The organism is Microbacterium sp. SS28 (assembly GCF_022761035.1).
Lineage (GTDB): Bacteria > Actinomycetota > Actinomycetes > Actinomycetales > Microbacteriaceae > Microbacterium.
Window position 1 is genome coordinate 911,104 of record NZ_JAKWJP010000001.1, and the last position, 19,316, is coordinate 930,419.

Sequence of the window (19,316 nt, forward strand, 5' to 3'; positions counted from 1 at the left end):
CTTCGCCGCCGTCGGCTCGTGCTCCTCGTGCGAGGAAGGGGTCGAAGCGCTTCGCGGAAACGCTTCGATAGGGATGTTACGCACACTCCGTCCCGGAGCGCAAGCATTCGTCGGAGAAAGCAACAAATAGATTCCACAACGGCCGGGTAGCGTCGACGACATGACCTCCGGTCCGCCCTCGACCCCCTTCTCGTGGCACGGTGCGACGCTCGTCGCCGAATCGGAAGGGTCGGGCGACCCCGCTTTCCTGCTCATCCACGGCATCGGCATGGGCCGCAGCGTCTTCACGGATCTGACGCGGCTGCTCCTCCCCCACGGTCGCGTCATCGCGATCGACCTGCCGGGATACGGCGAGGCTCCCGAGCCGCCCCGCGTCCTGACGATCGAGCGCACCGCCGACCTCGTGGGGGCCTTCGCGCGTCAGCGCGGCTGCCGCGACCTCACGGTCGTCGGCCATTCGATGGGCGCGCAGGTCGCATCCGAACTCGCGGCGCGGCATCCCGAGGTCGTCGGCCGCATCGTGCTCGCGGGCCCCACCGTGGATCCCCGCGCGCGCCGCGCCTCGACGCAGCTCGCCCGCCTCGCGAGGGACATCGCGGTCGAGAGTCCCGTCGTGTGGGCGCGGGGCGCGCGGGAGTACCTCCGCGCCGGCCCGAATCTGCGCCTCAAGCTGCGCGCGACGCTCGTGCACCGCCTCGAGCAGACGCTGCCGCGCGTCGCGGTCCCCACGCTCGTCCTGCGCGGAGAGGACGACGTCGTCGCGCCGCGCGACTGGTGCGAGGAGGTCGCGCTACTGGCTGCGCGCGGCTCGTACATCGAGATCCCGGGTCACGGTCACGAGACGATGATCCGGGATGCCGCACCCGCCGCCGCGGCGATCGCGCGGTTCGCCGCATCCCGCTGAATCACGCGAATGGGCCGGCGTCACCAGGTGGTCGGGCGCTCCTGGTCCCGGCGGCTGTCGTCGGGGAAGTGCGGAAGCTCATAGCCGCCCGCGCGGATGCAGAGCCAGCGCAGTTGCTCGGGGCTGTCGGGCACGCAGCGCCACGTGCGCCACACTCCCTGACCGACGCGGACGACCGTGCCGGCCCTCACGTCGACGATGTCGTCGTCGAGGCCCATCTGCCCGTTCCCGCCGAGGAAGACGTACAGCTCCTCGATGCGCTCGTGGACGTGCCAGTAGCCCGCCTCCTCGCCCGGTTCCAGCGCGTTGGCGGTGAGGCCGATGAACTGCAGCGCGATCTCGTGGTCGACGACGCGCCGGCCGTCGCGCGAGGACTCGGGGCGGAACCCGCCGTAGTGGTCGCGCCACTCGTCGAGGCCGCCGATCTCATGCACCTGGTAGTCGCCCACGGCGCCACTGTACTGTCCGTGCGACGGGGGCGGGGCCGCCGGGCGCAGGGCCGCGGCGGCCGATCGGCGCCCTACTCGTCGCCCGTCGTGATCTGCCGCGCCAGCTCCTCGATTTCGCTGTCGGGCAGATCGATCCCGGACTGCTCGAGCCGCTGTCGCAGGATGTGGATCACCTCGTCGGGTTCGCCCGCGCCGATGTCCTGACGCGTCTGGGCGAGGATCCCGGCGACCTTGTCGACCTGGCTCGCGTTGTTCTGCGCCATCGCGGGAAGTCGCTGCTCCTGCTCCGTGCCGAGTGCGCCCTCCTTCTGGGCGTCGCTCGCCGACAGCGTCTCGCGGCCGCCGTCCTGGCCGTAGTGCGATCCCGGCTGCGCCTGCGCGGGCGCCGGGTCATCGTCGATGACCCCGATGCCGACGGCGTGGTGGCTCGCGGTGTCGGGTGCCGGCGGCATGGCGCCGCCTTCGCCGTCCTCGGCCGCACCGGACTGCGCCTCCGCCGCCGTCGGCCGCGCCGCACCCTCCGTACCCGGCTGGCCGTCCCGCGTGGGCTCCCCCGTCTTCGGGGTGTTCTCCGCGCCATCGGCGTCGGCGCGGTCGGGGTAGTTGACGCCGGGGCGCTCGAACTCGTTTCCCGTCGTGGACATGTCAGGCCTCCTCATCGGCGTCGAGCGCCATATCGGGATCGGCGCCCTGGGATGGCGCGTCGCCCTCGATCTCGTCGGCGCTGCCCGCCGCGTCCGAGCGCTCCTCGGTCTCGCCGTCGGCCTTGCGGCCGTCCTCCCAGCCGCCCGCGGGATCGGCGTCGATGACGCCCTCCGGCAGATCGCGATCGTCCTCAGGCATCGTCTGCTCCTCTCGAGGCTTCCAGCCTCGTGCGGGAGCCCGGCGCGCGTCACGGGGTTGACGCGGGCAGATCGGGCGTCTACGCGGAGCGGCGGCTCTGCAGGATCGCGGCGCGCGAGGGGTTGGCCGTGAACCAGTCCGCGACGTACCAGCACACGGGTGAGACCGCGCGGTCGCCGCGGGCCTCGAGCTGAGCGACCGCGCGGTCGACGAGCTCGCCCGCGTACCCGCGTCCGCGGAAGGTCGGGATCGTGTAGGCCCGGGTCAGGGCGACCGTGCGTCCGTCGTCGCGGTAGTCGAGGACGCTGACGAGGTCCGCCCCCTTCGAGAGGGTGTACCGCGAGGCGTCTGGCTCGTGCGCGAAGGTCAGCTGGCTCACCCGGTCAGGCTACGCCGCTGGGGCGGCCCGGGGGCCGCGCGACGCCGCGAATCCGCTGTATGCGGGGGCGCGCCGGGGTCGCCTCCTTCGCAGTTGAGCAAAGTGCTGAGGTCCGGGGGTCGGCGGGTCGCGGCATCCGTGCGATTTGACACATTCCGACTCGCTCCGACATAATCAGGCGCATGACTGACAACGCGCGTTCCTTGTCCGCCTGGGAGGCGAACAGGAGTGCCGGCACGATGGTGGCCGGCCGCATTGTCATGTGTTGTCGAATGTGCCGCTGATTCGGTGACCCCCGCCGGACTGCGCCGCGGCGCCGGTTCTTGATCTGAGAACCCCGCGACCAGCCCCCCGAGCTCTCGATGCGCACCCACCGTTCGCGCATCCGGATGCCCCGCACACGGCCCCTCTTCCGGGCCCGGCCCACGGCCGAACACAACACGTCACCGGCTCTCCCGGACTCCCCAAGGACTTCATCATCATGTCGAACATCGCACTCCTCGACCGCACCTCTTCCGCCACCTCCGTCCGTCACCTCCGCGCCGTCACGGCGCCGATCCCGACGACCGAGGCTGCTCCCGCCGACGGCCCCGCCCAGCGCAACCTCCCGCCCGGAACCGCCCCGCGCGGCTTCGCCCTCTACGTCGGGCTCGATGAGGGCAAGGCCGCGGCCGCCGGCGTCTCGCTCGGCGTGCTCGTCGACGCGCTGCGCCGCACGATCGCCGAGCTCGCCCCCAACGCCGAGACCTACGCGACAGTCGCCCTCGCCCCCATCGGCTCGGGCGGCCGCGATGTCGACGTCGTGCGCCTCGCACTGCACGAGCCGTCCGCCATCGCCCGCACGAAGCAGGAGGACGTCGAAGAGGAGGACCGCGCGCCCGGCGGCGTCGTCGTCGACATCTCGCGCAAGCGCGTCCTCATCGAGGGCGAGTCTGCCGCCTTCACCTTCAAGGAGTTCGAGCTGCTCCAGTACCTCGTCCTGCGCGAGGGCCGCACGATCGAGCGCACCGAGCTCGTCTCGTCGCTGTGGAACGGCGCGACCGACGACGAGTCGCCCGGCGAGCGCACGATCGACGTGCACGTCCGTCGCCTGCGCGCCAAGCTCGGCCGCTACGAGGACATCGTGCGCACGGTCCGCGGCATCGGCTACCGCTTCGACCGTCACGCCGACGTCGTCATCCGCTACGGCCACGGCACGCCTTCGCCCGACCGGTTCTGAGCGGGCGGGCTCTCGGCCGCCCGCGGGTCAGTGCGTCTGCTGCACCGCGCGGGGACGCAGGTGCGTCATGCCGCCGTCGACGTCGAGCGCCGTCCCGGTGATCGAGCCCGACCGCGGCGACGCGAGGAACGCGATCGCATCGGCGACCTCGGCGGGCGTGACCATGCGCCCCGTCGCCTGGCGCGCGTCGAGCGCGGCGCGCTCCTTGGCGGGATCCGGGAACCCCTCCAGCATCCGCTCGACGAAGGCCGTCGCGACGGTCGCGGGCCGGACGCAGTTGACCCGGACGCCGTCCGCGATGTGGTCGGTCGCCATCGCGAAGGTGAGCGCCATGACGGCGCCCTTGCTCGCGCTGTAGACGGCACGCTGCGGCAGCCCGTTGAGCGCGGCGACCGATGAGAGATTGACGACGGATGCCGCATCCGACCGCCGCAGCCACGGCAGCGCCGCAGCCGTGACGCGCGCCATGCTCACGACGTTGAGGTCGAGCACCCGCGCCCACTCGTCGTCGTCGGCGTCCTCGACGGTGCCGACGGAGCTCACGCCGACGTTGTTGACGAGGATGTCGATGCCGCCGAGCTCGTCGGCGACGCGCGCGATCGCGGCATCCACCTGCGCGCGCACCGCGACGTCGCACTCGATGCCGGAGGTCCCCTCGGGGATCGTCGCGACGTTGCGGTCGAGCACCGCGACGCGTGCGCCGCGCGCGTGCAGCTCCTGCGCCGTCGCGTAGCCGATGCCGGAGGCGCCACCCGTCACGACGGCGACGAGGCCGTCCAGGTCGCCGGTCATGCCTGCCCCACCGTCTGCCGAGCAGTCCCGAGGCCGTCGATCGAGAGTTCGACGACGTCGCCGGCGCGCAGGTACGGGTTGCCCTCGATCCCGAGCGCGACACCCGCGGGCGTGCCGGTGTTGATGAGGTCGCCCGGCCGCAGCACCATGAACTGGCTCAGGTACCAGATGACGTGCGCGACGGAGAAGATCATGGTCCCGGTCGTGCCGTCCTGACGCGAGATGCCGTTGACGCTCAGCCGTAGGCCCAGCGCCTGCGGGTCGGCGACCTCGTCGGCCGTCACGAGCCAGGGCCCGAGCGGGTTGAAGGTCTCGCAGCTCTTGCCCTTGTCCCACTGGCCGCCGCGCTCGAGCTGGAACTCGCGCTCGCTCACGTCGTGCGACACCGCGTAGCCCGCGACGCACGCGAGCGCGTCGGCGGGCGAGGCGAGGTAGCGGGCCTCGGCGCCGATCACGACGCCGAGCTCGACTTCCCAGTCCGTCTTCTGCGACGCGCGCGGGATCAGGACCTCGTCGAAGGGACCGACGATCGTCGACGGGTCCTTCATGAACACGACAGGCTCGGCGGGGATCGCGGCGCCCGTCTCCTCCGCGTGGTCGCGGTAGTTCAGGCCGATGCAGACGATCTTGCCGGGCGCCGCGATCGGCGCGCCGACGCGCAGGTCGGTCGTGTCGAGGGCCGTGAGGCGACCTTCCGCGAGCGCCGCGCGCACGCGGTCGAGGCCGCCGCCCGCGAAGAACCCTGCGTCGATGTCGGCCGCGATCCCGTCGAGGGCGTAGGCGGTGTCGCCGTCGAGCACCGCGGGACGCTCGTGGCCGGGTCGTCCGTATCGGGCGAGCTTCATGGTTCTCTCCGTTCCGCCGGATCTCCGGCATATGTCCTGGGGGCGACGGCTGCGGCACAGGTCCGCCGCAGCGGCTCGTCGGGTCGCGGCGCGGCGCGGCATCCGTCGACCTTCATCGGCCGACGTCCTGCACGCGCGGGTCGAGGAGGCCGCGGGCGACGAGCTCGCTCCAGAACTCCTCGGGGATCGTCGTCTCGTACCGGGCGACGGCGTCGGTCACGTGCTGCGCCGTGCGGGTGCCGATCACGACGGATGCGACGGCGGGATGCCGCAGCGGGAACGCGACGGCGGCGTCGGGCACCGTGATGCCGAATTCGTCGCACACGTCGGCGATCGCGCGGGCGCGCGCGAGCAGCTCGGCGGGGACCGCGCCGTAGTTGTAGTGGGCGTCGGCGCTCATGCGCGGCGTGGCGAGGAGTCCCGAGTTGTAGATCGCCGCGGCCACGACAGCGACGTCGTGCTCGAGCGCCGCCGGCAGGAGGTCGTCGAGCGCGCCCTGCTCGAGCAGCGTGTAGCGGCCCGCGAGCATGACGACGTCGATGCCGGCCTCGCGCGCGAACCGCGCGAGCATCGCGGACTGGTTCATGCCGGCGCCGATCGCGCCGACGACGCCCTCGTCCCGCAGCTGCGCCATCGCAGGCAGCGCTTCGCGGAGCGCGGCATCCTCATGGGCGTCGGGATCGTGCAGATAGAGGATGTCGACGCGATCGAGTCCGAGACGCTCGAGGCTCTCGTCGAGCGAACGGCGGATGCCGTCGCGGCTCAGATCCCATTCGCGCCGCAGTGTCGCGGGCACGACGAAGCCCCCGTCGTCCATGCGACTTGCGCCCTCGGGATCGGGCACGAGCAGCCGCCCCGCCTTCGTCGAGACGACGTACGCGTCGCGGGGGCGGTCGCGCAGGGCGGCACCGAGGCGGCGTTCCGAGAGACCCAGTCCGTAGTGCGGCGCCGTGTCGAAATAGCGGATGCCGGCAGCCCACGCCGCTTCGATGGCCTGCGTCGAGGCCTCGTCGGTCGTCTCCCGGTACAGATTGCCGAACTGGGCGACGCCGACGCCGAGCTCGGTCGTGGCGAGGCCGTCGCCCCACGTGCGGTTCTGCATCGAACTGCCTCGCTCCATCACGTCAGTCATTGGATGAATTCACACCATCTTGCCATATTCTGCGAAGACACGACGTCTGATAGCGGCTATCATCGGATGACCGTCGCGATCGAGGAGGACCACGTGCGGGCAGCGGCCTACATTGGCGATAGGACGGTCTCGGTCGTCGACGCCGCAACGACATCGCCCCCGCCGGGGCACGTGCAGATCCGCGTGGCCTACGTCGGGCTGTGCGGCACCGACCTGCACATCGTGCACGGCAGCATGGACGCGCGGGTCTCCCGGCCGCTCGTGTTCGGGCATGAGATGAGCGGGACGATCGAGGCCGTCGGCGACGAGGTCGAGGGCTGGGCGCCGGGCGACCCCGTGACGGTCATGCCTCTTGCGTGGGACGGCACGTGCCCCGCGTGCCTCGCGGGCCACGAACACATCTGCCAGAACCTCGACTTCATCGGCATCGACTCCCCCGGTGCGCTGCAGCCGCTGTGGAACGTCCCCGCCGTGACGCTCGTACGGCTGCCCGAGTCGCTCGCGCTCGACGCGGCGGCGCTCGTCGAGCCCGTCGCGGTCGCCGTCCACGATGTCCGCCGCTCGGAGGTCCGCGTGGGAGAGAAGGCCGTCGTCATCGGCGGCGGCCCCATCGGCGTGCTCATCGCGACAGTCGCCCGCGACTTCGGCGCCGAGGTCGTCGTCGTAGAGCTCGACACGGCACGGCGCGCGCAGGTGGAGTCGCTCGGATTCGCGACGATCGATCCCCGCACGGCGGATCAGGTCGCCTGGGTCGAGGAGTGGACGGGCGGCGCGGGCGCGGACGTCGTCTTCGAGGTCTCCGGCGCCCCCGCGGCCGTCCTCGGCGCGACCGACCTCGCGAAGGTCCGCGGCACGATCGTCGTCGTCGCGATCCACTCGACCCCGCGCGAGATCAATCTGCAGCGCGTCTTCTGGCGCGAGCTGCGCATCCTCGGCGCCCGCGTCTACCAGCGCACCGACTTCGAGAAGGCCGTCGAGCTCGTCGCGGGCGGAGTCATCCCCACCGGAGCGCTCATCACGCTGATCGTGCCGCTCGATCGCACGCAGGAGGCCATCGGCGAGCTCGAAGCCGGTCGTGCCATGAAGGTGCTCATCGACGTGCAGGCGGGGCAGAGCGCATGAGCGCGCCCTCCTTCGACCTGACGGGTCGTCTCGCGGTCGTGACGGGGGCGAGCCGCGGCATCGGCGCGGCGATAGCCGAGGCACTCGCCGCGAGCGGCGCGGACATCATCGGGGTGAGCACGTCGCTCGCGCCCGGGAGCGCCGTCGAGCAGGCCGTGCTGGCCCACGGCCGCACGTTCACGCCGCGCGCCGTCGACTTCGCCGATCGCGAGGCCGTCCTGGCACTGGGGGCCGAGCTCGAGCATCTGCCCGTCGACATCCTCATCAACAACGCGGGCACGATCGAGCGGGCGCCGGCGGCGCAGCATCCACTCGAACTGTGGGATCGCGTCATCGACGTCAACCTCTCGAGCCAGTTCGCGCTGACCCAGGCCGTCGGCCGCGGCATGCTCGCCCGCGGTCACGGCAAGGTCGTCTTCACCGCGAGCCTCCTGAGCTTCCAGGGTGGGATCAACGTGCCGGGGTACGCCGCCGCGAAGTCCGGCGTCGCAGGTCTCGTCAAGGCGCTCGCGAACGAGTGGGCGCCGCAGGGCGTCAACGTCAACGCGATCGCGCCCGGCTACATCGCGACCGACAACACGCAGGCCCTGCGCGACGACCCCGAGCGCTCCCGATCGATCCTCGAGCGCATCCCAGCCGGGCGCTGGGGGCGCGGCGAAGACCTCGCGGGGGCAGCAGTCTTCCTCAGCTCCTCCGCGTCCGACTACGTGTCGGGCGTCGTGCTGCCCGTCGACGGCGGATGGCTCGGCCGGTGAGCGGCGTGAAGCGCGTGGCATCGGTCATCGGCCTCCCCGCCGAGCACCGCGAGGAGTACGAGAGGCACCACGCGGCGGTCTGGCCGGGAGTACTGGATCGGCTCGCGCAGAGCAACATCCGCAACTACTCGATCTACCGTCACGGCGAGCTGCTCTTCGCGTACTTCGAGTACACGGGTGAGGACTACGAGGCCGACATGGCGGCGATCGCGGCCGACCCCGAGACCCAGCGGTGGTGGGCGGTGCAGGAGCCTCTGCAGCGCCCGCTCGACGAGCGCGGCCCGGGCGAGTGGTGGGCCGAGCTCCCGGAGATCTTCCACACCGACTGAGTGTCAGGCCGGGCGCGTAGGGTGAGCGCATGACGACCTCGCTCTCGCGCATCCGGCCGCTCGCGGCCGGGGGCGAGGGCCCTCCGCGCGACCCCGGCGGCTCGATCGAAAGCCCGCTCGAGACGGAGTACCGGCCGCGGCATCCGCTCGACCTCGCACGCACCGTCATCTACCAGCGGCGCGGAGCGGGGGATCCCACGATGACGGTCGAGGGGGCCGTCATCTGGCGCGCGAGCCGCACCCCCGAGGGCATCGCGACGCTCGCACTGCGGGGTGCGCCGGGAGGCGCGGTCCGCGGAGCCGCCTGGGGACCGGGCGCCGCGTGGGCGATCGCGCAGCTGCCCGCCCTGTGCGGCGCGCGTGATGACGCGGACGGCTTCGATGCCGGCATCCACCCCGTCATCGCGGAGGCGCACCGCCGCAGTCCGGGGCTCCGGCTCGGCGGCACCGACCTCGTCTTCGACGCCCTCGCGAGCGCGATCTTCGAGCAGAAGGTCACGGGCATGCAGGCGTTCGGCGCGTGGCGGCGGATCGTGTCGCGGTTCGGCGAGCGCGCGCCGGGGCCGACGCCCCGACCGCTCTTCGCCCCGCCGTCGATCGAGGGCTGGCGGCGCATCCCGTCGTGGGCGTGGCACCGTGCGGGCCTCGAGCCGCCGCAGTCCCGCACCGTCGTCGCAGCGGCGCAGCGCGGTGAGACGATCGTGCGGGCGCTCGAGTCGGCGACCGGCGGCGACGAGCGCGAGCGCGTCCTGACCTCGCTGCCGGGCGTCGGAGCGTGGACGAGCGCCGAGACCCGCATCCGCGCCTTCGGCGACCCCGACGCCGTGAGCGTCGGCGACTATCACCTCGCCCACGAGGTCGGCTTCGCCCTGACGGGGCGACGCGTGGACGACGACGGGATGCTGCGCCTCCTGAGCGCCTGGCCGGGGCACCGGCAGCGCGTCATCCGGCTCATCGGCGTGAGCGGCGTGCGTGAACCGCGGCGTGGACCGCGCCTGCACCCAGAGGACCACCGCGCGCACTGAGCTCGGGTTCTGGCCTGCGCGGTCGGTCTTGCCGATGTCTGAGGCCCGGACGACACTGGGATGCGCCGCGGGCCCGGCGCGGCATCCGGTCATCCGACGAATCATCCGACGAAGGAGTCACCATGCCGAGCCTCAATCCCTATCTGTCGTTCCGCGACAACGCGCGTGACGCGATCGAGTTCTACCGGAGCGTGTTCGGCGGCGACGTCGTGATCTCGACGTTCGGCGAGTACGAGGGGATGGTGCAGGATCCCGCTGAGAAGGACCTCGTCATGCACTCCCAGCTCACGAGCCCCGACGGCTTCATCCTGATGGCCTCCGACACGCCCGCGAGCATGCCGTACCGCGAGCCCGGCGGCAGCTCGATCTCGGTGAGCGGCGATGACGACGCGCAGCTGCAGGGCTTCTGGGACGCCCTGTCCGCGGGCGGCAGCGTCACGATGCCCTACGACACCCCGCCGTGGGGCGGCCGGTTCGGCATGCTCCGCGACAAGTTCGGCATCGACTGGATGATCGCGTACAGTCCCGCGCAGGAATGATCCGGGATGCCGCCCGCCCGCGGCGCTCTAGGCTGACGGCATGACGCAATCGAGCGACGGCGGTCCGGGTCGCGGGTGGCCGCGCGGCCGCACGCAATGGGTCATCGGCACGATCGTGCTCCTCGGGGGAGGCGCGCTCGTCGGACTCGTCCTGGGCAGTCTCGTCCTGGGGCTCGCGATCGGCGCCGTCGTGTCGATCGGCTGGCTCATGGCCTACGAGTCGTGGCGCGGACGAGCGCCCGATCTGCACGACGATGACGACGACGGGGCGCGCCTCTAGGCAGCGGCTGCCCGTCGGCGGCGTGCGTCGGGGCATTTCCCTCGCGGCCGCGCCGTCGTAGCCTGACGGCAGGAGGTGCGCCATGAAAGCCACTGTCGGAGACCGCGTGCTGATCCACGGGCGTGCGGTCGGGATGGCCGAGCGGACGGGCGAAGTCGTCGAGCTGCGCGGACACGAGGACGACCCGCTGCTTGTCGTCCGCTTCGACGACGGTCACGAGGCGATCCTGTCGCCCGGCACGGACTGCGAGATTCTGCACGTCCAATAGCCTCGGTGTGGGCCTGCGACGCGCGGCCGCTGCGTAGAGCAGAACACCACGGGGCCGAGGAGCACGCAGATGAGGATCGCCGTCGCCGGAGGCACGGGTCAGGCCGGAGCCGCGGCGGTCGCCGCGGCGCGCGAACGCGGCCACGAGGTCGTCGTGCTCGCCCGCTCGGCGGGCGTCGACCTCGTGCGCGGCACGGGGGTGGCCGCGGCGCTCGAGGGTGTCGAGGTCGTCGTCGACGCGTCCGGCGTGCAGGGCAAGGACGACCCCACGGCGTTCCACGAAGCGGTCACGCGCTCGCTCACGACCGAGGGTCAGCGCGCCGGCGTGCGGCACGTCGTCGTCCTGTCGATCGTGGGATGCGACCGCGTGCACGGATTCGCGCTCTACGCCGGCAAGGTCGCCCAGGAGCGGGCGACGGCCCGGGGCGGCATCCCGTTCACGATCGCGCGCGCAACGCAGTTCCACGAGTTCTCGCGCCAGGTGTTCGGCTTCGCGAAGGCGGGGCCCGTCCACTTCGCGCCGAGCGGGCGCCTGCAGCCGGTCGCCGTCCGCGAAGTCGGCGCACGGCTCGTCGACCTCGCCGAAGCCGCACCCGTCGGCGGTCGCGCGGCGGATTTCGCGGGGCCGCGCGAAGAGTCGCTCCGCACCATGGTGCGCGCGTACGCGAAGGCCGCGGGCGAGCGCGGTGTCGTCCTGCCGCTGCGGGTGCCCGGCGGCCTCGGCCGCGCGCAGCGCGACGGCTCGCTCCTGCCGGGTCCGGATGCCGTGCGCGGCGCGCAGACGTTCTCGGAGTGGATCGCCGCGCTGCCCGCGAAGGCCTGACCGCTCGGCGGCTGCGGCTGTCGCGAAGGGCCGGCCGACGGCATCCCGGGTCCCGACCGGCCTCGAGAGCCACCGCGGCCCCCGCGCCGACGCCGAGTTGCCACCTCTACACGCAAGCCGACGCCGGGTTGCCGCATCTTCTGGCAACCCGGCGTCGTTCGAGCCTCGCGGAGGCTACATCTCCTCGTGGTGGTTCGGGTCGCCGTCCCACAGGCGTCCGCGCTCGAGGGCGGAGATCGCCTGGACCTCGTCATCGGTGAGCGCGAACTCGAAGACGTCGGCGTTCTCGACCTGACGGGCCGGGTCGGCCGACTTCGGGATGGGCGTCGAGCCGAGCTGGACGTGCCAGCGCAGCACCGCCTGCGTCGGGGTCACGTCGTGAGCCGCCGCGATCTCGCCGATGACGGCCTCGCTCAGCAGCTCCGAGCGGCGCGCGAGCGGGCTCCAGCTCTCGGTGCGGATGCTGTGCTCGCGGTGGAAGGCGCGCAGCTGTGCCTGCGGGAAGTACGGGTGCAGCTCGACCTGGTTGACGGCGGGCGTGACGCCCGTCTCGTCGATGAGGCGCGTGAGCATCTGCTCCGTGAAGTTCGAGACGCCGATCGAGCCGACGAGCCCGCCCTCCCGCAGCGCGATCATCGCCTGCCACGTCTCGAGGAACTTGCCGACGCTCGGATTCGGCCAGTGGATGAGGTACAGGTCGATCTTCTCGAGCCCGAGTGCGGCGAGCGACTGCTCGGCGCTGGCCATCGTCGAGTCGTAGCCGTGGTCGCGGCCGGGGAGCTTCGTCGTGACGATCAGCTCGTCGCGCGCGACGCCGAGCTCGTCGCCCGCGCGGCGCACGGCGGCGCCGACCTCGGGCTCGTTGTTGTAGTTGACGGCCGAGTCGAGCAGCCGGTAGCCGGACGAGATCGCCGCGACGATCGCGTCGATGCCTTCGGCGTCGCGCAGGTTGTAGGTGCCGAGACCGAGCTCGGGGAAGCTCGTGCCGTCGTTGAGGGTCACTGTCGAGATCGTGGGCATGCTTCCATCCTGCCCCTCCCCGGCGCGCCCGCGCCCTCTGCGCTCCGGAAATGGGGACACCGGCGCCCGAAAAATCGGGACAGGCCCGACCTCGGCCGGCTACGCCCCGAGCGGGTGCCCGTCGAGCAGCAGCCGGATCGTCGTGAGCACGCCGCGCTCGACGTTCGACGGAGCCTGGTGGCGAGCGCGGGCGAGCACATCGGGGTGCGCGTTGGCCATCGCGAACGAGTAGGCCGCGGCATCCAGCAGCTCGAGGTCGTTGAGATAGTCGCCGAATGCCGCCGTCTGCTCGCGTTCGATGCCGAGCGCGACCTGCAGCCGCTGGAGCGCGACGCCCTTGTTGACGCCGTGGTTCATGACGTCGATCCAGTGCTGTCCCGACACGACGACCTGGTGCGTCGCGCGCAGGTCGTCGAGCTCGGGCGCCGTCGAGTCCTCCGCGACGGCGAAGTCGAAGATCGCGAGCTTGAGCACCTGATCGTCGACGGCGAGCAGATCGTCGACGATCTCGAGCTTCGCGTAGTACTTCTCGCATTCGGCGAGGAACGCGGCATCCGCGCGCTCGATGTATGCGGACCGCTTGCCGCAGACGACCAGCCCCGCGTCGAAGCCGCGGTCCACGAGCGCGCGCACACGACGGACGACGGATGCCGCGAACTCGCCGTCCATCGCGTCCGAGCCGATCTCGGTCTCACCGCGGACGACGTACGCGCCGTTCTCGGCGATGTACACGACGTCGTCCCGCGCATGGTCGAAGGAGCGCTTGAGCGTCGCGAGCTGCCGCCCGCTCGCGGGTGCGAAGAGGATGCCGCGCGCGTCGAGCTCGTCGAGCAGCGGCCACAGCTCGTCGGGGATGTGCCCGTCGCCGTCGAGCAGGGTGCCGTCCATGTCGACGGCGATGAGACGGATGTCGTGCTCGGAGGTCGTCATGCCTCCACGCTACGGCGTGCGGCACCCGTCCACTCGGCTCGCACCCGTCGGCGGACGCGCGCAGGAAGAGTGCCTCGGCGGAATCAGGCGGAGTCGGCGGAAGCGAGGGCAGGTGCGAGGCGCGCGGCGGTGCGGGGGCCGACGCCGAGTTCCAGAGCGGCCTCGAGGTGCGCGGGGGTGTCGACGTCGCGGCGCAGCGACGAATCGGCGGGCACGGCGAGCACGGCGCAGCCGAGAGCGAGGTGCTGCGCGAAGGAGCCGGCGCCGAACGCCGACGCCCACGGCACGCCCGGGCGGGCGGTCACGAGCGTCGAGCCTTCCCCCTCGGCATCCGGAACCACTCCGCGCTCGCTGGCCGACGCATGGGTGAGGGCGCGCTCGAGGTCTTCGGGGCGGAGCGCCGCGAGATCGCCGAGCAGCGCGGCGCGAGGCTCGGTCACGGGGATCGTGGCCATGGCGGCCAGGACCGCGGCGTTCGGTCCCGCCGGCTCGCGGTCGTGCACGATCCGCACCCCGTGGGGCGGGGCGGATGCTTCGCCGCGCCCGGAGCCCGCGGCGGCGAGCTCGGCGTCGTCGGTCACCACGACGACCTGCGCGACCGCCGCGCACGCCGCGACGGCCTCGATCGTGTCGAGCGCGATGGCGCGCGCGAGGGCCGGGCCGGCATCCGGCAGCCCCGCGAGCCGCGTTTTCGCGCGGTTCGCGTCCTTGACGGGAAGCACGACGGTCCACCCGGCGGGCGCAGGACCGGCGGATGCAGGACCAGCGGGCGTCACGAGAACCGCTCCCGCAGACGCGGCAGCACCTCGTCGCCGTAGCGGCGCAGGAAGTCGGCCTGGTCGGCGCCCGGGTCGTGGAAGACGAGGTGGCGGAAGCCGAGGCCGATGTACCAGGCGATCCGCTCGATGTGCTCCTCGACGTCGTCCGAGACGATGAAGCGCGACGCGGCGCGCTCGATCGGCAGCTGCTCGCCGAGCCGCTGCATCTCGAGCGGGTCGTCGACGCCCATCTTCTCTTCGGGGCTCAGCGCGAGCGGAGCCCAGAAGCGCGTCTTCTCGAGGGCCGTGGCCCGGTCGGGGTGCAGCGAGACCTTGATCTCCATGAGCGTGTCGATCGCGTCGGCGGGCCGCCCGGCCTTCTCGAGCCCCTCCCGCAGCGCGGGCAGCAGCGTGTCGGTGTAGAGCTCGCGCTTCTTGCCGCTCGTCGTGATGAACCCGTCGGCGATGCGCCCCGCGAGGCGCGTCGCGGCGGGGCCCGCCGCGCCGATGTAGATCGGCACGGGGTCGTCCATCTTGTCGTAGATCGTGATGTTGCGGGTCGTGTAGAACTCGCCGTCGAAGTTGACGCGGTCCTCCGACCACAGCCGCCGGATGAGCCCGATCGCCTCTTTCAGCCGCCGGAACCGCTCGGGCGGCTCGGGCCACGGGATGCCGAGGTTCGCCTCGTTGAGCGCCTCACCCGTGCCCACACCCAGGATGACGCGGCCGGGATACATCACCCCGAGCGTCGCGAAGTCCTGCGCGACGACTGTCGGGTTGTAGCGGAACGTCGGCGTCAGCACCGAGGTGCCGATCAGCACGCGCGAGGTCTTCGCGCCGAGCGCGCCGAGCCACGGGACGGATGCCGGGGCATGGCCGCCTTCGTGCAGCCACGGCTGCAGGTGGTCCGACACGAAGACGGAGTCGAACCCGACCTCCTCCGCGAGCACCGCGTAGTCGAGCAGTTCGGTGGGCCCGAACTGCTCGGCCGAGGCCTTGTACCCGAACCGGAGCGGTACCGTCATGGTGTTCGTCCTCTCTCCGCCGGCACTGCCGGCGCTGTCGTCCTGTGGGTCGCGGGCTCGAACTCCGAGCCGTCCGCCGACGCGACCGTCGCACGATAGTCCGCGACGGTCCCCGGCCAGACGAGCGTGAGGCGGCGCGACCGCTCGTCGACGTACCAGCTGCGGCATCCGCCCGTGAGCCACGGCGTGCCCGCGGCGCGGGCGTCGACCATGCGCGTGTAGTCCTGCTCGGCCTCGGGCCGCACGCGCAGCACTCCCCCGGACCCGCGCCGCGCGAGCGCGCCCGCCGCGTACTCGGCCTGCGCCTCGAGCATGAGCACCGACGACGTATGCCCGAGCGACGCGTTGGGCCCGTTGAGCACGAACAGGTTCGGGAAGCCCGTGACGACGCTCGACCCGAACGAGGTCATCCCGCCCGCCCAGTGCTGCTCGAGCGTCACGCCGCCCTCGCCGCGCACGAAGCCCGCGTAGGGCTGCCGCGTCGTCTGGAACCCCGTCGCGAGTATGACGGCGTCGACATCCGAGTAGCGGGCTCCGGATGCCGCGACGAGCTCATCGCCGTCGACGGCGGCCAGGGCGCTCGGCTCGAGGACGACGCGTCCCGACGCGAGCGCGGGGTAGAACTCGTCCGAGAGCAGCACGCGCTTGCACCCGAAGGCGTAGTCGGGGGTGAGCAGCTCTCGCAGTCGCGGATCGGCGACCTGGGCTTCGAGATGCACGCGCGCCGCGGCGGATGCCGCGGCCGCGGCATCCGCTCCCCCCGAACGTGACGCGAACCGTGCCTCGCCCTCGGCGTCGAGGCGCGCGCGCAGCGCCGCGAGCTCGTCGGGGTGCGCGGCGAAGCGGGCGCGCTCGTCGGCCGTGAACAGGCGTCCGCCGCGCGGCACGATCCACGGGGCGCTGCGCTGGAAGAGCGTGACTCGGGATGCCGTGCGCGCGAGCTGCGGCACGAGCTGCACGGCGCTCGCCCCCGAGCCGACGACCGCGATGTGCCGGCCCTCGAGGTCGGCAGAGGCGTCCCAACGGGCCGTGTGGAAGATCGGCCCTGCGAAGCCCTCGAGCCCCGCGACGGATGGGATGCGCGGCTCGCTCAGCCGGCCGCACGCCAGCACGAGGACGTCGGCGTCGACCTCGGCGGGTGCGGCGCCGCCGAAGCGCAGGCGCCACGACGCGGCATCCGGATCCCATGCGGCGTCGAGGAGCGGTGCGCCGAACGTGATCGCCGTGTCGAGGCGCTCGCGCGCCACGACGCGCTCGAGGTACGCCTGGATCTCGGCGCCCGGCGCGAACTCGGCCGACCAGTCGGGTTCGGGATGCCGCGCGAAGCCGTACAGGTGCGAGGGCACGTCGCACGCGACGCCGGGGTAGGTGTTGTCGCGCCACGTGCCGCCGACGCGGTCGGCGCGTTCGAACAGCGCGACCTCGTGCCCCGCATCGCGCAGCGTCATCGCCGCCGCGAGACCCGCGAAGCCCGTGCCGACGATCGCGACCTCGACCGACCGGCGCGTCACGGCGTCGCCTCGCGGTAGTCGGTCGTGCGCTCGCGCAGCGGCCGGAAGATCCGGCCGACCCGGGCCGACGCCTCGGCGAACGGCAGCTCGAGGCCCTGCTCGATGCCCGTGTCGGGGCGCACCCGACCGTCCAGGAGCGTGCCGCCGAGGTCGTCGCCGCCCGCGCGCAGCAGGTCGACCGCGAGCTCGACGCCGTGCCGGGTCCACGGGATCTGGATATGACGGATGCTGCCCGCGAGCATGAGCCGCGAGACGGCGACCATCGCGCGATGCTCGTCGACGGGCGCGCGGCCTTCGACGAGCGGCACGCCGTAGCCGGGCAGCGGGATCGGGACGAACTCGGTGAAGCCCCCGGTGTCGTTCTGGATCGCTCGGAGGGATCGCAGGTGCGCGATGCGCTCGGCGGCCGTCTCGACGTGGCCGTAGAACAGCACCGAGGTCGAGCGCAGCCCGGCGCGATGCGCGGCCGTCACGATCTCGGTCCACCGGTCGATCTCGAGGTCGCCCGGGGCGACGAGGCTGCGCACGCGCTCGCTCAGAACCTTGACGCCCGTCCCCGGGACCGTGTTCACCCCGGCGGCCTTCATCGCGGCGAACGCCTCGCCGAGGCTCAGGCCCGTACGGTCGGAGAGGTCGGCGACGTCCTGCGGCCGGTACGCGTGGAGGTGCAGGTCGGGGGTCGCCGCGCGGATCGTGCGGGCGAGCTCGAGGTACAGACCGGGGTCTTCCGTGGCGGGAAGCATCCCCTGGACGCAGAGCTCGGTCGCGCCGAGGTCGGCGGCGTCGCGCGCGATCGCGGCGGCATCCCGCAGGTCGAACTCCGGCGGCGCCACGGGCGTCGCGCGCAGATGCGACGACGTGAGGTTGCGGTTGACGACGATGCTGACGGCCTCGCCGACCGTGTACCGCCGGAGGTCGTCGGCCGTCCGCACGACGGCCTCGAGGTCGTCGCCCGTTGCCCTGAGCAGGGCCTCCCACTCGGCGTCGTCGAGCGCCGTGGGGTCGTCTGCAGCACGCTCCGCGAGCCGCGGTGTGTCTCGCCCCGCCGTCGTCAGGACGATTCCACGAGATTCGGATCCTGCACGGCGTGTCGGTCCGAATTGCGTAGAACGGTCCGAACGAGGTGGAGTCGACGGCAGCGGCGCGGCACCCGCGGGCGGCGCCAGCGCGCCAGCATCCGTCCTCGCGAGCCCTGTCTCGGGATCCGCCAGCGAGCGCACCGCGTCGTGCAGCCCCGCGTCGATCCACCGGTCCGCGTCGCGGACGAACTCGGGGTGCGCCGTGAGCCGCTCCTGGAGGTCGAATCCGGATGCCGCCGTGAGCGCTGCGAGGTCGTCGAGGTGCGGCCACGGGCGCTCCGGGTTCACGTGGTCGGCCGTGAGCGGCGAGACCCCTCCCCAGTCGTCGACGCCCGCGCGCACCAGGAGGTCGAGCTCGCCGGGGTCGCTGAGGTTCGGCGGAGCCTGGATGCGCATGCGCGCCCCCAGCACGAGCCGCGCGACCGCGACCGTCGCGATGTACTCGAGGAACGCGGCATCCGGTGCCGACCGCATCGCCGTCCCCGGCTTCGCCCGGAAGTTCTGGACGATGACCTCCTGCACGTGCCCGTGCGCGGCCTGCAGATCGCGCAGGGCGACGAGCGACTCGGCCCGATCGCGGACGGACTCGCCGATGCCGACGAGGATGCCGGTCGTGAACGGGATGCCGGCGGCCCCCGCATCCGCGATGACCTGCAGCCGCACCGCGGGGTCCTTGTCGGGCGAGCCGTAGTGCGCGCCGCCGGGCTCGTCGAAGATCGCGCGCGAGGTCGTCTCGAGCATCATGCCCATCGAGGGTGCCGTCGGCCGCAGGTCGCGCAGCTCGTCCGCCGTCATGACGCCGGGGTTGAGGTGCGCGAGCAGGCCCGTCTCGGCCGTGATGAGCCGCGCCGCGTGCGCGACGTAGTCGAGCGTCGAGGCGTAGCCGTGCTCGTCGAGCCACTCCCGCGCCTCGGGCCACCGGTCCTCGGGACGGTCGCCGAGGGTCAGGAGCGCCTCTTTGCAGCCGAGCTCCTGGCCCGCGCGGACGACGCGCAGGATCTGCTCGTCGGACATGAACAGCGGTGCGCGCTTGAGCCTCAGCTGACCCGGGGTGTCGACGAAGACGCAGTAGTGGCAGCGGTCGCGGCACAGGGTCGTGAGCGGCACGAACACCTTGCGCGAATACGTGATGACGCCGGGGCGTCCCGCGGCCTCGAGGCCTTCGTCGCGCAGCGCGCCGGCGCGCGCGAGCAGGCGATCGAGATCATCGCCGCGGGAACCCAGCAGCAGCTCGATCTCGTCGATCGTGAGGGCGGGTGCGGGTGCGGAGACGACGGACATGGAAGACGA

The 19,316-nt window shown here is 72.5% G+C and carries 23 protein-coding genes; 10 read left to right on the top strand and 13 right to left on the bottom strand.

From position 1 onward, the window contains the following. Positions 1 to 160: 160 nt before the first annotated feature. Positions 161 to 904, top strand: coding sequence for an alpha/beta fold hydrolase (locus MJ607_RS04120; RefSeq protein ID WP_243074253.1), 744 nt, complete (start codon positions 161 to 163; stop codon positions 902 to 904). 20 nt (positions 905 to 924) lie between these two features. Here MJ607_RS04120 and MJ607_RS04125 read toward each other — a convergent pair whose 3' ends face one another. The 4 genes from MJ607_RS04125 to MJ607_RS04140 all read right to left on the bottom strand — a co-directional run bounded on the left by MJ607_RS04125 (position 925) and on the right by MJ607_RS04140 (position 2,575). Next, positions 925 to 1,353: a cupin domain-containing protein gene (locus MJ607_RS04125; RefSeq protein ID WP_243074254.1), complete on the bottom strand. Its 429-nt coding sequence runs from the start codon at positions 1,351 to 1,353 to the stop codon at positions 925 to 927. Between the two features lie 71 nt (positions 1,354 to 1,424). Continuing rightward, complete coding sequence (locus tag MJ607_RS04130; protein ID WP_243074255.1) at positions 1,425 to 1,997, bottom strand: hypothetical protein; 573 nt, start codon at positions 1,995 to 1,997, stop codon at positions 1,425 to 1,427. 1 nt (position 1,998) lies between these two features. Continuing rightward, positions 1,999 to 2,196, bottom strand: a complete 198-nt coding sequence (locus MJ607_RS04135) for a hypothetical protein (RefSeq protein WP_243074256.1) — start codon at positions 2,194 to 2,196, stop codon at positions 1,999 to 2,001. Positions 2,197 to 2,275: 79 nt separating this feature from the next. After that, positions 2,276 to 2,575, bottom strand: coding sequence for a GNAT family N-acetyltransferase (locus tag MJ607_RS04140; RefSeq protein ID WP_243074257.1), 300 nt, complete (start codon positions 2,573 to 2,575; stop codon positions 2,276 to 2,278). A 481-nt stretch (positions 2,576 to 3,056) separates the two neighbouring features. Here MJ607_RS04140 and MJ607_RS04145 point away from each other — a divergent pair, with 481 nt between their 5' ends. Then, the gene (locus MJ607_RS04145) at positions 3,057 to 3,794 is read left to right on the top strand and encodes a winged helix-turn-helix domain-containing protein (protein WP_243074258.1); all 738 of its coding nucleotides are present in this window, start codon (positions 3,057 to 3,059) and stop codon (positions 3,792 to 3,794) included. A 27-nt stretch (positions 3,795 to 3,821) separates the two neighbouring features. On the opposite strand, the gene MJ607_RS04150 is transcribed toward MJ607_RS04145, so the two are convergent. The 3 genes from MJ607_RS04150 to MJ607_RS04160 form a co-directional block, all read right to left on the bottom strand. Next, entirely contained in the window at positions 3,822 to 4,586 is a 765-nt protein-coding gene (locus tag MJ607_RS04150) for an SDR family NAD(P)-dependent oxidoreductase (protein ID WP_243074259.1), read from the bottom strand. Further along, positions 4,583 to 5,431, bottom strand: a complete 849-nt coding sequence (locus MJ607_RS04155; RefSeq protein WP_243074260.1) for a fumarylacetoacetate hydrolase family protein — start codon at positions 5,429 to 5,431, stop codon at positions 4,583 to 4,585. The genes MJ607_RS04150 and MJ607_RS04155 overlap by 4 nt, the downstream gene beginning before the upstream one ends. A gap of 112 nt (positions 5,432 to 5,543) precedes the next feature. After that, complete coding sequence (locus MJ607_RS04160; RefSeq protein ID WP_374238025.1) at positions 5,544 to 6,563, bottom strand: aldo/keto reductase; 1,020 nt, start codon at positions 6,561 to 6,563, stop codon at positions 5,544 to 5,546. Positions 6,564 to 6,629: 66 nt separating this feature from the next. Here MJ607_RS04160 and MJ607_RS04165 point away from each other — a divergent pair, with 66 nt between their 5' ends. From MJ607_RS04165 to MJ607_RS04200, 8 genes are all read left to right on the top strand, one after another. Continuing rightward, positions 6,630 to 7,685 carry a zinc-binding dehydrogenase gene (locus tag MJ607_RS04165; protein WP_243074261.1) on the top strand — a complete coding sequence of 352 codons (1,056 nt, stop codon included), beginning with the start codon at positions 6,630 to 6,632 and terminating at the stop codon, positions 7,683 to 7,685. Further along, positions 7,682 to 8,440, top strand: a complete 759-nt coding sequence (locus MJ607_RS04170; protein ID WP_243074262.1) for an SDR family oxidoreductase — start codon at positions 7,682 to 7,684, stop codon at positions 8,438 to 8,440. The genes MJ607_RS04165 and MJ607_RS04170 overlap by 4 nt, the downstream gene beginning before the upstream one ends. Then, positions 8,437 to 8,769: an L-rhamnose mutarotase gene (locus MJ607_RS04175; RefSeq protein ID WP_243074263.1), complete on the top strand. Its 333-nt coding sequence runs from the start codon at positions 8,437 to 8,439 to the stop codon at positions 8,767 to 8,769. The genes MJ607_RS04170 and MJ607_RS04175 overlap by 4 nt, the downstream gene beginning before the upstream one ends. Positions 8,770 to 8,798: 29 nt before the next feature. Continuing rightward, positions 8,799 to 9,794 (top strand): DNA-3-methyladenine glycosylase, encoded by a 996-nt coding sequence (locus MJ607_RS04180; protein WP_243074264.1) that lies wholly within the window; start codon positions 8,799 to 8,801, stop codon positions 9,792 to 9,794. Positions 9,795 to 9,916: 122 nt separating this feature from the next. After that, positions 9,917 to 10,333: a VOC family protein gene (locus MJ607_RS04185; protein WP_243074265.1), complete on the top strand. Its 417-nt coding sequence runs from the start codon at positions 9,917 to 9,919 to the stop codon at positions 10,331 to 10,333. 40 nt (positions 10,334 to 10,373) lie between these two features. Further along, the gene (locus MJ607_RS04190) at positions 10,374 to 10,613 is read left to right on the top strand and encodes a hypothetical protein (RefSeq protein WP_243074266.1); all 240 of its coding nucleotides are present in this window, start codon (positions 10,374 to 10,376) and stop codon (positions 10,611 to 10,613) included. Positions 10,614 to 10,695: 82 nt separating this feature from the next. After that, complete coding sequence (locus MJ607_RS04195; RefSeq protein WP_243074267.1) at positions 10,696 to 10,881, top strand: DUF1918 domain-containing protein; 186 nt, start codon at positions 10,696 to 10,698, stop codon at positions 10,879 to 10,881. Positions 10,882 to 10,950: 69 nt separating this feature from the next. Beyond that, positions 10,951 to 11,703, top strand: coding sequence for an SDR family oxidoreductase (locus MJ607_RS04200; RefSeq protein WP_243074268.1), 753 nt, complete (start codon positions 10,951 to 10,953; stop codon positions 11,701 to 11,703). A 174-nt stretch (positions 11,704 to 11,877) separates the two neighbouring features. On the opposite strand, the gene MJ607_RS04205 is transcribed toward MJ607_RS04200, so the two are convergent. The 6 genes from MJ607_RS04205 to cofG form a co-directional block, all read right to left on the bottom strand. Beyond that, positions 11,878 to 12,723: an aldo/keto reductase gene (locus tag MJ607_RS04205; RefSeq protein ID WP_243074269.1), complete on the bottom strand. Its 846-nt coding sequence runs from the start codon at positions 12,721 to 12,723 to the stop codon at positions 11,878 to 11,880. A gap of 99 nt (positions 12,724 to 12,822) precedes the next feature. Continuing rightward, positions 12,823 to 13,653, bottom strand: coding sequence for a Cof-type HAD-IIB family hydrolase (locus MJ607_RS04210; RefSeq protein WP_243074270.1), 831 nt, complete (start codon positions 13,651 to 13,653; stop codon positions 12,823 to 12,825). 83 nt (positions 13,654 to 13,736) lie between these two features. Next, positions 13,737 to 14,429 carry a 2-phospho-L-lactate guanylyltransferase gene (cofC, locus tag MJ607_RS04215; RefSeq protein ID WP_243074271.1) on the bottom strand — a complete coding sequence of 231 codons (693 nt, stop codon included), beginning with the start codon at positions 14,427 to 14,429 and terminating at the stop codon, positions 13,737 to 13,739. Beyond that, a complete protein-coding gene (fgd, locus tag MJ607_RS04220) occupies positions 14,426 to 15,436 on the bottom strand; it encodes a glucose-6-phosphate dehydrogenase (coenzyme-F420) (protein WP_243074272.1) in 1,011 nt (336 codons plus the stop codon). Before fgd ends, cofC begins: the two co-directional genes overlap by 4 nt. After that, positions 15,433 to 16,947, bottom strand: a complete 1,515-nt coding sequence (locus MJ607_RS04225) for an NAD(P)/FAD-dependent oxidoreductase (protein WP_243074273.1) — start codon at positions 16,945 to 16,947, stop codon at positions 15,433 to 15,435. Before MJ607_RS04225 ends, fgd begins: the two co-directional genes overlap by 4 nt. After that, the gene (gene cofG / locus MJ607_RS04230; RefSeq protein WP_243074274.1) at positions 16,944 to 19,307 is read right to left on the bottom strand and encodes a 7,8-didemethyl-8-hydroxy-5-deazariboflavin synthase CofG; all 2,364 of its coding nucleotides are present in this window, start codon (positions 19,305 to 19,307) and stop codon (positions 16,944 to 16,946) included. Before cofG ends, MJ607_RS04225 begins: the two co-directional genes overlap by 4 nt. Positions 19,308 to 19,316: the final 9 nt, after the last annotated feature.